General features: G+C 65.8%; 10 protein-coding genes. 7 read left to right on the forward strand and 3 right to left on the reverse strand.

All coding sequences use genetic code 11. From position 1 onward, the window contains the following. Position 1 precedes the first annotated feature (1 nt). Positions 2–1699 (forward strand): cytochrome b/b6 domain-containing protein, encoded by a 1698-nt coding sequence (locus AC1C2Q_RS11755; RefSeq protein WP_495450258.1) that lies wholly within the window; start codon positions 2–4, stop codon positions 1697–1699. A 146-nt stretch (positions 1700–1845) separates the two neighbouring features. On the opposite strand, the gene AC1C2Q_RS11760 is transcribed toward AC1C2Q_RS11755, so the two are convergent. Further along, complete coding sequence (locus AC1C2Q_RS11760) at positions 1846–2352, reverse strand: GNAT family N-acetyltransferase (protein WP_495431298.1); 507 nt, start codon at positions 2350–2352, stop codon at positions 1846–1848. Positions 2353–2460: 108 nt separating this feature from the next. Between AC1C2Q_RS11760 and AC1C2Q_RS11765 the strand changes: the two genes are divergently transcribed. Both AC1C2Q_RS11765 and AC1C2Q_RS11770 read left to right on the forward strand, forming a co-directional pair. Beyond that, positions 2461–3021: a thioesterase family protein gene (locus tag AC1C2Q_RS11765; RefSeq protein ID WP_495450259.1), complete on the forward strand. Its 561-nt coding sequence runs from the start codon at positions 2461–2463 to the stop codon at positions 3019–3021. A gap of 32 nt (positions 3022–3053) precedes the next feature. Continuing rightward, the gene (locus AC1C2Q_RS11770; protein ID WP_495450260.1) at positions 3054–4385 is read left to right on the forward strand and encodes a hypothetical protein; all 1332 of its coding nucleotides are present in this window, start codon (positions 3054–3056) and stop codon (positions 4383–4385) included. Between the two features lie 466 nt (positions 4386–4851). Here AC1C2Q_RS11770 and AC1C2Q_RS11775 read toward each other — a convergent pair whose 3' ends face one another. Beyond that, positions 4852–5421, reverse strand: a complete 570-nt coding sequence (locus AC1C2Q_RS11775; protein ID WP_495450261.1) for a hypothetical protein — start codon at positions 5419–5421, stop codon at positions 4852–4854. Then, complete coding sequence (locus tag AC1C2Q_RS11780; protein ID WP_495450262.1) at positions 5418–6086, reverse strand: hypothetical protein; 669 nt, start codon at positions 6084–6086, stop codon at positions 5418–5420. The genes AC1C2Q_RS11775 and AC1C2Q_RS11780 overlap by 4 nt, the downstream gene beginning before the upstream one ends. A gap of 103 nt (positions 6087–6189) precedes the next feature. Here AC1C2Q_RS11780 and AC1C2Q_RS11785 point away from each other — a divergent pair, with 103 nt between their 5' ends. The 4 genes from AC1C2Q_RS11785 (at position 6190) to AC1C2Q_RS11800 (ending at position 11567) form a co-directional block, all read left to right on the forward strand. Continuing rightward, positions 6190–9831, forward strand: coding sequence for a proline dehydrogenase family protein (locus AC1C2Q_RS11785; RefSeq protein ID WP_495450263.1), 3642 nt, complete (start codon positions 6190–6192; stop codon positions 9829–9831). 83 nt (positions 9832–9914) lie between these two features. Beyond that, positions 9915–10349, forward strand: coding sequence for a hypothetical protein (locus tag AC1C2Q_RS11790; RefSeq protein ID WP_495450264.1), 435 nt, complete (start codon positions 9915–9917; stop codon positions 10347–10349). Continuing rightward, entirely contained in the window at positions 10349–10564 is a 216-nt protein-coding gene (locus AC1C2Q_RS11795; protein WP_495431306.1) for a helix-turn-helix transcriptional regulator, read from the forward strand. Before AC1C2Q_RS11790 ends, AC1C2Q_RS11795 begins: the two co-directional genes overlap by 1 nt. Before the next feature lies 1 nt (position 10565). Further along, entirely contained in the window at positions 10566–11567 is a 1002-nt protein-coding gene (locus AC1C2Q_RS11800; protein ID WP_495450265.1) for an NAD(P)-dependent alcohol dehydrogenase, read from the forward strand. Positions 11568–11701: the final 134 nt, after the last annotated feature.

Consider the following 11701-nt stretch of genomic DNA (forward strand, 5'->3'; position numbering starts at 1 on the left):
GATGGGTGCGCAGAAGCTGCGACGGGGCCTGCCCCGCGTTGTCGGCGGCGAGGCCTGGCCGCCGGCCGGTGAGGTCGAGACCGCGGATGCCGTGGTGGTGGATGTCGCAGTGGTGGATGTTGTTGAGGTCGCTCCGGTAGCGGATGCTGCTCCCGCGGCTGCGCCTGCCACCGCAACTGCTGAAGCTTCTGCCGCCGAGGCGCCAGCCGTATCTGAGCCGCCGGCACCTGTCGCTGCTCCTGTGACCGCTGCCCCGGCCGTGGCCGGCGGCGTGCGCCGTGGACTGCCACGCACGCCCGGTGGTGAACCGTGGCCGCCGTCGGATGCTGCATCGCCGGCCGCTGCACCCGAGGCACCTGTCGCGAGCACTGCGTTAGGTGCTCCCACAGCGGCCGTTGCGGCTGCCGCGAGCACTGCGCCTGCCACGTCAGACGTAGCATCCGTTACGCAGACACCCGTTACACTCGCCGCCGGCGCGCCGAGCGCCGGCTCGACTGGCGGAGGCTCTGCCCTGCGCCGTGGTCTGCCCCGCACGCCCGGTGGTGAGCCGTGGCCGCCTGCGGGCACGAGTGCACCGGTCGCTGCTGTCGCTCCCGAGACCGCCGACGTACCCGCGACGGCGCCGTCCGAAACCACCGCAGCCGTGGCATCCGTCGAGCCCACTCCGTCGACAGCCCTGGCGCCGGTCGACGTGAGCGCACCGCTGCCTTTCCAACGCACAGTCTTCCCCGGCAAATACGCCTACACCCGCCCCGCTCCTACCCCCGAGCCGGTGCGCATCGGTCCCTTCACTAAGGGACAGTGGGCGGGTGCCGTCATCGTCGGCGGTATTGGCCTGTTGGGCGCCGCGGCGATGGCCGTGCTGTTCGTGCGCTGGCTGCTGAGCCTTTCCGGCATGCAGGACTTCCTACAGGCATTCCCCGGCGAGTACCACCTGCCAGAGGGTGCCCCGGTGGGCTTCCCCAGCTGGCTCGGGTGGCAGCACTTCTTCAACGTGTTCCTGATGGTTCTGATCATTCGCACAGGCCTCAGCGTGCGACATGACAAACGCCCGACGGCGTTTTGGACCGCACGCGGAAACGCGAAGACCAAGATCAGTCTGACGCTGTGGTTCCACCAGTCACTCGACATCCTGTGGCTCGTGAACGGCATCGTCTTCGTCATCCTGCTATTCGTCACAGGGCAGTGGATGCGGGTCATCCCCACCAGCTGGGAAGTCTTCCCGAACGCGCTGTCGTCCGCGCTGCAGTACGTGTCGCTGGACTGGCCGACCGAGAACGGTTGGGTGAACTACAACTCCCTGCAGCAGCTCGCCTACGGTACGACGATCTTCATCGCCGCGCCGCTCGCAGCCATCACCGGAGTGCGGATGAGCGGCCTGTGGCCGAAGAACGCCGCGAAGCTGAACAAGCTGTACCCGGTCGAGTTGGCGCGTGCACTGCACTTCCCGGTGATGCTCTACTTCGTGGTGTTCATTGCGATCCACGTGTTCCTCGTTTTTGCGACCGGTGCGCTGCGCAACCTGAACCATATGTATGCCGCTCAGGGATCGGTCGATCCGAACGCGTATGCCGACAACTGGACCGGATTCTGGTTCCTCGTGGCAGGCCTCGTCGTCATCGCCATCGCATGGGTGGCCGCGCGACCGTTGGTGCTCGCGCCGATCGCCAAGCTGTTCGGCACCGTCTCAGCGCGGTGATACCGGCGCCATACGAAGGGCCGCGGCCGAGGGCTACTGCGCTGACGCCCCGCGACAGCGTCGAGGCCCTTGGCTGCTGACGTCAGCAACCAAGGGCCTCGACGGTAACCAGGGGCCCCGGCGGAAGTGCCAGGGGAAACCAGGCCTCAGCGTACGAAACGTACTTCGGTCAGCGTCTCGCCGAGGAAGGGCTCGGTGTGCTTCGCGCCGTCGAGCTTAAAACCGTTGCGCTCGTAGAAGCGGTGGGCGCGAGGGTTGTCCTCGGCGACCCAGAGGTACAGCGGCTCGTCCTTTTCGACAGCGGCATCGAACAGCTTCTGGCCGAGGCCGGTGGAGTGATACTCGTGCAGCAGGTAGATGAAGTACAGCTCGCGGAACGCGGGGGCATCCTTGTCGCGTGCGGGGCCAGAGCCGACGAAGCCGACGATCTCGCCATCGACGAGCGCTGCGCTCATGCGGAAATCTTCACCTTGCGCGGCCCAGTGCGTCCACAGCTCCGCCAGGCGGCGGGGGGAAACTTTCTCGAGGGCCGCCTTGCTGATCAGGTGATCGTAGGTCTCGTGCCAGCACTTGGCGTGCACGCGTCCTAGCGCTTCCGAATCAACATCACGGACCGGACGGACAATGACTTCTGGTTGGGCTTCGGCGCTCATGCCGCGACTCTACGCGCGACCCGCGCGAAGGAGAAATCGAGCGACTCTCCTGTGTGATTTCCACAAAGGAGTGCGCGGATCATGCGCCGGTGACTACGATCGACCCTCGTGAACGTGATCTGGCGAACCCTACTTGTGATGTGGAGCGCGCGCCGTCGCCTGCGCAGGGAAGGGCGTCTCTCGCCCACCGAAGTGGGGCGCGTGCGCGTGACGACCTTGCCTACCGACATCGACATCCTGCGGCACATGAACAACGGCCGCTACCTGTCGCTGTTCGACTTGGGCCGCTGGGATCTGCTGGTGCGCACCGGCATGAGTGATGCGATGAAGCGCCATGGCTGGTATGCCGTCGTGTCTTCTGAAACGGTCACTTTCCGCAAATCCCTCGAGCTCTGGCAGCGCTTCGACATCGAGTCGCGCCTGATCGGTCACGATGACAAGGCGATCTATCTCGAACACCGTGCCGTGGTCGATGGTGAGATCTACGCACGAGTGATCGTGCGCGCGCGCATGCTGAAACGCAGCGGTGGCACGCTCTCGCATCAGGAGCTGTTTGCGGCGATCGGACGGCCGGAGGGCCTGCCGGATGTCGATCCATGGGTGCACGAGTGGGCCGCTGCATCCGCTCTCCCGCCCACCCGCGCGGATGCGCCGAGCGTGTGGAACTGACGTAGACGCGAGCGGCACTGTAGTTTGGGGGCGTGCTGGCGATTCTCTCCACAACGGGCCGGGTGCTCTGGCGGCACTGGCCCGCCTTGTTAGCGTGGTTCATCGCGGGGGTGACGGCCCGTTACTTCATTATCTGGGCTGCGGGTTTCGTCGGTGGCCAATCGGCGATGCTGGGCATGCTGATCCTGCCGCTCGGTGCGCTCGCCCGGCTGGTGAGCTACGTCGGGATGTTCCTCGTCATCCGCGACGGCCTGTCGAATCTTCAGCAGGTCGCGCCGCCGGTGCAATCCGCGCAGGAGCGGCGCGCCGAGTTCTTGAACACGCTGCTTGCCAGCATCCTCCCGTTCTTCGTCGTCTACGTAGCGTCGGGATACCTCGCGGAGGATGCCTCTGATTACGCTCTGATCGCCCTTGACCGTGCTTTCGCGATCAGACTGGGAACGATAACCACGGGCGAGCAGGCTCCGGAGGGCGACGTCGCCCTCGACGTGTCGCTCGGGCCGTGGACGCTGCTGATCGTCGCGATCGCATACTCCGGTCGATGGGCATGGAAGAAGTGGTCGGCGAAGATCCCGCGCGCATTCGCGCTCGGTGCGGTCTACCTCGAAGTGATCTGGGTGGCTTTCGCGGTCGCGCTGATCCAGGACAGCGTGGGAACGGTTGGTGGCTGGGTCGAGTCCCGTGTCGCGATGGTATGGCTGGCGAACCTGCGCGCCTGGGTGACGGACCAGCTCGTTCCGGTCGCGTGGATCTGGGACGCGATCGAGTGGCTGCTCGGCGAAGCCGGCGGAATCATCCTGCAGCCCTTGGCCTGGCTGACAGTCGCCGGTGTGATTTACGGGCAGACGATCGTCGCGGAGAAACTGAGAATCGAGATCCGGCTGATCGAGCGCGCCAAGGCGCGCGCCGAACGGGTGCCGAGCGCCGTGCGTCGCCGCGCGGGTGATCTCGCCGATGAGCTCACTTCGCGTTTCCGGCCCATCGGGCGCGCGATTCTGCTGATGTGGCGAGCGGGGCCCCTCGCGACCGCGAGCTACATCCTGCTCTACACGGCGGTGCTCGCCGTCGCCCCGCTGCTCGAATGGGGAATCATCCTACTGATCGGTCCGCAGGACTTCGTCGTGTGGAGGACCTTCTCGACCTTGATCGTGATGGGGGCGCTGATGATCGCGGAGACGGTGCGCATCGCGCTGATCGGCGCCGCGTACGATCGCACGCTCAGTGCGATGCGTCCGACCGGTCAGCTCGGGTCGATCGAGAATCTGACGAACCTGCCGTCGAGCCCCGTACCGCCTTCGCCGTCGGGGTCGGCGTCCTCGGGCCCGACGCCGGGGTCTGCATATGGAACGACGTCGACCCAGTAGGGTCCTATCGAGTCCTCCGGCACGACGAACGGCACGATGATCTCATAATCCTCGAGCGCGTCAAAGAGACAGTTGATGGCATCAGTCGAACTGACCTCGAGCCCGATTTCGTACGACATCTCGTTCCATTGGCGGCCCGTGCTCTGCTCGATGAGCAGGGGGGCGTCGCAGTGCACGGGATCCGACGGATCGATATCGACGGGGATGGCGACGGCGATGATCTTCGTATTCGGTGGCGGAGTCATCCCTGACGTGTCCGTGATCACTGTCGACCGGATCGGCCCCCAGGTCGCGCCCGCCAACTCGGTCGTTTCGCCGTCTCCGGCGAGCGATGGCGTCACGCGGTCAAGATACGTCGAGTTCTGGACGTGCCGATCGTGCCAGGTGATCGACCACGCGCTGGCGGGTATCAGGACCACCAGGATGCCGAGCGACAGGGCGTTCCTGCGCCACCAGCGAGGTGCGCTCACGAGTCGCTCCAATCGACGGGGATGAGGCGGATCTCGTCTTCGACCTGCAGGGCCGAGAGGTCGATCGTCAGGGCGATGATCGAGTCGTATACGGGGGCGATGCCGTTAGCGAACTCGAGCGTTGCGCTCCCGGAGACGGCGTCATCCGGGATCTGGAAAGCGAGCATCCCCCGCTTCGGGATGCCGGGGACGAGCTGCGCCTTCGCAAGGGAAATGTACTCGAGGCTCTCTGCGACGCCGCGTTCGGTGGCGGTGAAAGTGCGATCGCCGATAGTCAGCGTGGTGGTGCTCAGCAGTGTGCCGTACTGGGCGAGCACCGCTTCGGCATCGAGGTCGACGACGACCCATGTGCCTTCCGCACGCCATCCTGTCGAGGTGGTGATGGCCTCGGCCACGCGCACGTCGTGCACGGTGATGGCGAGGTTGCGTCCTTCGGTGCGTTCGCCGATGGTGGTCTGCACGATGAACGCACGGGTGGCCGCTGATGTCTCCGGTGTGGCGAAGGCGACCAGCCATGCGCCGACCAGCAGGGCGATGGTGATGAGCCACGTGATGATGCGCTTCATCGGGAGTCTCCCTCGCCGAGGTCGGTGAGCGGAGCCGTGACATAGGCCGAGACGCCGTTGTTCGACCAGTGCAGGTCATGGTCGAGGAACTCCCACCGCGCCGACTCGGGGTTCGCGAGCGCGATGCGCACCTCGTCGCCTTCATGGTACTGATCCGCATCGACCAGCCAGGACAGGATGAACCGTTCGGTGACTCCCGGCTGCATGGCGATGGAGCTGTTCGCCGTCTCGCCCGGGCGACTCACGTCGGGAGTGTCGTCGGATCCGTCGACGATCCGTGTTTTGCCGAGGCCCTCGAGATCGCTGCGCACGAGACGGGACCTGCCGAAGAGGTTCGTCGTCTCGAGCTCGACCGCCAGCACGCGGACGCCGTCATCGGGATCGACGCTCACGCCGCCGACGACGCGATCCGAGACGAAAGCCCGGGTAACCGTCATTTCGAGGTTCGGCGTCGTGATCTTCACGTCGGAGCCGACCTCAGCAGGTCCCGCAGGCGGCGGAACCTCTGCGAGTCCGCCGAACAGCGCCGTCGCCGCGAGGAAGATGCCGATCCCGATCGCGCTCGCCCACTTGGTCGGGACGCGATCCAGAGTCGCGCGCGCCCAGTGCCGCGGCGACTTCACATCCGTCGACGCCGATGCGTCGTCGACCTGCTTCTCCCCCACGCGAACAGCATAGAGGCCGATCTCACTATTCGCGATGCAGCGCTTACCGGCGTCCGCTGTGTGTCACGATCCGCCGACGCCGGTGCGCTCCTAGGCTGAACACATGTCAGAGTCGTCAGCGCCAGGCGCCGTCTCGCTCGCCGAGCAATCGGTCGAATTGGCGCGTCGATGGATCGCCGAAGCCGCAGGTGCCGAGGTCGACCCTGCTGCCGCTCGACTCGCCGATGTGCTGCAGGACGAAAAGGGCCTGCCTTTCACGCTCGGCTTCGTCGACGGCGTCATGCGGCCCGAAAGTCTTGCGGCTGCGGCGTCGCAGTTGCAGCGCATCGCACCGTCCGTTCCCGATTTCCTGCCCTGGTATCTGCGCGGCGCCGTGCGCCTCGGCGGCGGTGTCGCCCCAGTGTTGCCTTCTCCGGTCGTGCCGATTGCCAGGCGTGTGCTGCGCGACATGGTCGGCCACCTCATCGTCGATGCGCGGCCCGCTAAGCTCGGCGACGCGATCGAGAAGCTTCGAGGCAGCGGCGCGCGGCTGAACCTCAACCTGCTCGGTGAGGCCGTGCTCGGCGAAGCCGAAGCGCAACGGAGGCTGGACGGCATCCACGACCTCATCCGTCGTGACGACGTCGACTATGTCTCGGTGAAGGTCTCGTCAGTGATCAGCCACATCTCGCTGTGGGCCTTCGATGAGATCGTCGACAAGGTGGTTGAAAGACTGCTGCCGCTGTATGTCACTGCTGCTAAGACCGGAACCTTCATCAATCTCGATATGGAGGAGTACCGCGACCTTGATCTGACCATCGCGGTGTTCATTCGCATCCTCGAGGATCCTCGCCTGCAACTGCTCGAGGCTGGAATCGTATTGCAAGCGTATCTGCCCGATGCGCTCTCCGCCCTGCGTGAGCTGACGGCGTGGGCGAAGGATCGTGTCGAGCATGATGGTGCTGCGATCAAGATCCGCCTGGTCAAGGGCGCGAACCTTGCGATGGAGCGAGTGGATGCCGTGATGCACGGGTGGCCGCTCGCAACCTACGAGACCAAGCTCGACACCGACGCGAACTACCTGCGGATGCTGGACGAGGCGCTCCGCCCGGAGAACACCGAGGCCGTGCGAATCGGCGTTGCCGGTCACAACCTGTTCGGCATTGCATACGCCTGGCTGCTGGCGGGTGAACGCGGCGTGCGGAGTCAGATCGAGTTCGAGATGCTGCTGGGCATGACGCAGGGACAGGTTCAGGCAGTCTCCCGCGAGGTCGGGCACGTGCTGCTGTATGTGCCGGTCGTGAAGCCAGACGAGTTCGACGTCGCGATCAGCTACCTCGTCAGGCGCCTGGAGGAGAACGCGGAGCCTGCGAACTTCCTCTCGGCGGCATTCCAGATGCACACCGATGAGAGCCTGTTCGATCGAGAGCGCGATCGCTTTGTTCGAGCGCTGGAGCGCGCTGAGGACCGAACGCTGCGGGTCGTCCCTCGACGTACGCAGAATCGCCAGACTCCGGTGCACGAGTCGTTGCGGCCATCAGCGGCATCACACGTCGAGGATGCCGACCTCACGAACGTCGTGCTCGGCATCGCCCGTGGATCCGGCGGAGAGCCCTTCGTCGAGACCGCCGTGTACTCCAAGCGCGAGGTGGATTCCGACTCCGCAGGGGCGCCCGGCTTCACGAATACGGCCGACAGCGACCCCGCGTTGCCTGCGAATCGCGACTGGGCGCATGAGATCCGCTCTCGCACCGAGACCTCCGCTGCGGGTGTGGCCACGCTTCGCGAAGCACGGATCACTGATCCCGCAGCGCTGGAGAAGACGATTGCGCGAGTGAGCGCCGCGGCATCCGCGTGGGGTGCTCGCCCGGCAGCAGAGCGGGCCGAGACGTTGATAAGGGCGGCCGTCGCGCTTGAGTCTCGTCGCGCGGAACTCATCGAGGTCGCGGCATCCGAAACTGGCAAGGTGCTCGCCGAGGGTGACGTCGAGGTCAGCGAGGCCGTCGATTTCGCTCGCTACTACGCCGCGAAGGCAAGAGAGCTGGATGCTGTCGCAGGCGCCAGCTTCGTGCCCGCACGCGTGACCGTGGTCACGCCGCCGTGGAACTTCCCGATCGCAATTCCAGCCGGGGGAGTGCTCGCCGCGCTCGCCGCAGGCTCTGGCGTTGTGTTCAAGCCAGCGCCGCAGGCTCGCAGATGCGCGGCGGTCGTCGCCGAGGCGCTTTGGGAAGCCGGAATTCCGCGGGACGTCCTCACTCTCGTCGACCTCGAAGAGGGCGAGCTCGGACGGCAGCTCATCGCGCACGACGCGGTGGATCGCGTCATCCTCACCGGTGCATGGGAGACGGCAGCGTTGTTCCGGTCCTGGAGGCCAGACCTGCCGCTTCTCGCGGAGACCAGTGGCAAGAACGCGATCGTGATCACGCCGACGGCAGATCTGGATCTCGCCGTCGCCGACCTGGTCAAGAGTGCGTTCGGTCACGCCGGACAGAAATGCTCGGCGGCGTCGCTGGCGATTCTCGTCGGGCCGGTCGGCCGGTCCAAGCGTTTCGCGCGTCAGCTGGTGGATGCCGTAGCGTCGCTGCACGTCGGATGGCCGAGTGATCCGCTGGTGGAGGTGGGTCCGGTGATCGAGGAGCCGCAGGGCAAACTCGCCTGGGCGCTCAACGAACTCGAGGGCGACGAGCAATGGCTGATCAGGCCTTCGCGTGTTGAGGGAGATGAGACCGGTCGGCTGTGGCGCCCTGGCATCCGCGTCGGTGTGCAACCGGGCTCGCGTTTCCATATGGAGGAGTTCTTCGGGCCGGTGCTCGGCATCATGCACGCCCCGACCCTCGGCCGCGCGATTGAGCTGCAGAACGCGGTGGACTACGGGCTGACGGCGGGGTTGCACACGCAGAATCCCGATGATCTGTCCGAGTGGCTTGATCGGGTGAAGGCCGGAAACCTGTATGTGAATCGCGGAATCACCGGTGCCATCGTGCAGCGTCAGCCCTTCGGCGGTTGGAAGCGCTCCTCGGTCGGCCCCGGCACCAAGGCAGGCGGGCCGAACTACCTCATCGGCCTCGGATCATGGCGATCTCGCGGAGGCGGTCAGGCATCCAGCACTCTGCACCTGCGTGGTCTCGACACGCGGATCACGGAGCTGATCGAATCAGCGCAGCCGTCGCTGGACTTCGAGAGCTTCGAATGGCTACGCCGCGCCGCGCTTTCGGATGCGATCGCCTGGGACCGCGAGTTCGGACAGGTACGCGACGTCTCGCAGCTCGGCGTCGAGCGCAACCTGTTCCGGTATCGACCGGTGCCAGTGATGATCAGGGCGTCGGGGGATGCCGCATGGCACGAGCTGTTGCGGGTGGTGATCGCCGCAATCCGCACCGGCGCGAGATTCTTCCTGAGTACGCCGGTCGGGCTGCCGGCCGAAGTGCGGCGCGCGCTGTCGGAACTCCGCGTCGCTGTCGCCGTTGAGAGCGATGAGGAGTGGATCGATCGGATGTCGCGGAGCGATGATCCGGCCGATGTGCTCAATCCCGCGGTCGAGCACCGTGCGCAGCGGGTGCGCCTGGTCGGCACCAGGGATGCCGTGGCCACCGTGCATCGCGCACTAGCCGAGGCAGTGCACGGCGACCCTGACCTGTCCGTATATGACGGCGAGGTGACGTCGGCCGGTCGCATTGAACTGCTGCCTTTCGTGCACGAGCAGGCGATCAGCATCACTGCGCATCGCTTCGGCAACCCGGACGACTGGAGCGCGGCCGTCATCTGAACTCCATGTAAAAGATTCTTGACACGCGCGCAGTGCCGCGCTACATTTCAGGTGTCAAGAATCTTTTACATCAAGGAGTTCTCATGGTCTATCACGAGCGCGCCGCTTGGGCGGGAATCGTCGCCGCGGTCGCCACCCTCGTCACCTATGTCGCCCTGGTTCTCGGTCAGTCCGGTGGTGACGCGCTGACGGATGCCGACTGGTGGCCGCTTATGCTCTGGGCCATCGGAGGCGGCATCGCCCTCAGCATCCTGCTCACGATCATCTGGGGCATCGTCGTCGGTTCACGTGACCGCGAGTCGGCCACGGCATCCGATGTGCGAGACGTGGACATCAGCAGACTGGGCGGCCGAGTCGAACACGCTTTTCTCGTCATCGCGGGGCTCGGCGTCATCGTGCTGTGTGCCGTCGGGGCCGATGTCTTCTGGATCGCGAACACGATGTTCCTCGGCTTCGCCGTCTCGGCGATCATCGGCGGCATCGCCCGTGTGATCGCCTACCGTCGGGGCCTCATCTGATGGTCAAGCCCACCCTCGTGACAAATGGCATCCGCGTGCGTCGTGAGGATGCCGGCATCACCCAGGCCGAACTCGCTCGCCGCATCGGCGTGACACGTCAGACACTCATCGCGATCGAGCAGGGGAAATACTCACCGACGCTTGAGCTCGCATTCCAGATCGCCCGCGCATTCGAGGTTGGTATAGACGACCTCTTCCAGTACCCGGAAGGCTGACATGAACGCTGTAGTAATTCCCTCGAGTATGACGGCGTGGAGCCGTTCGGACTACGGCTCCGCAGACGGTGTTCGGTCGGTGGAGACATCCGTTCCCACGCCCGGCAAGGACGAGGTGTTGTTGAAGATCCGCGCCACGGCACTCAACGCAGGGGACGTGCGGTTGATGCTCGGCGATCCGCTGCTCGTGCGCCTCGCCTTCGGGTTGCGCGGACCGAAGCAGCCGATTCGCGGGATGGATGTCGCGGGCACCGTCGTCGCGGTCGGCGACGGAGTCTCAGCGGACAGGCTGGGGGAAGAAGTCATCGCCGAACTGAACGGGGGTGGCGGCCTGGCACCCTTCGCCGTGGTGCGTGCCGACAGGCTCTCGACGCGTCCCGTCGATCTGGATCCCGTCGTGGCCGCAACGCTGCCGATCGCCGGCGGCACAGCCGTTCAGGCGCTCGATCTCGCAGCCGTATCGGCCGGCCATCGGGTGCTCGTTCTGGGCGCATCTGGGGGAGTCGGAACTTTTGCCGTGCAGCTCGCGGTCTCGCGCGGAGCGGAGGTGTGGGCCACCTGCGGCGCCAGCAATCGTGCGCTCGTCGAGGGCCTCGGCGCGACCCGCACGTTTGACTACCGCTCGACGTCAGTGGCTGAGCTGCCGGTCAGCAGTTTCGACGCGATCATCGACCTGGCAGCTTCCGCGCCGCTCGGGCAGCTGCGACGATTGTTGGCAGTGCCAGGCACGCTCGTGATGTGCGCGGCCGGCAACGGCCGCTTGTTCGGGCCGATCCCGCGGATGCTGCGCGGCGCGGTGCTGTCGATCGGCTCACGCCGACGCATCCGCGCACTGGTGGCGGTATCGAAGTCAGCGGTGATCGACCAGCTCGTCGAGCTGGCGGTGAGTGGTCGGATCTCGCCGGTGATTGAGAGTGTCCGGCCGTTCTCTGAAGCAGGCGCTGCGCTCGCCCGCCTGGAATCCGGGCACACGGTCGGGAAGGTCGTCGTGCTCGCAGAGTGAAGCGTGATTCGACGAGACTCGCTCCGCTCTTACCACGAGACGGATCCGCCTCTGGCGCGCACACAGTCGCGGATGCCACAATGAGAACTGGCGTGCCAGCGTCGCATCTTCCCCCTCGTCTCTGCGATGAGCGG

The organism is Microbacterium sp. Y356 (assembly GCF_059445355.1).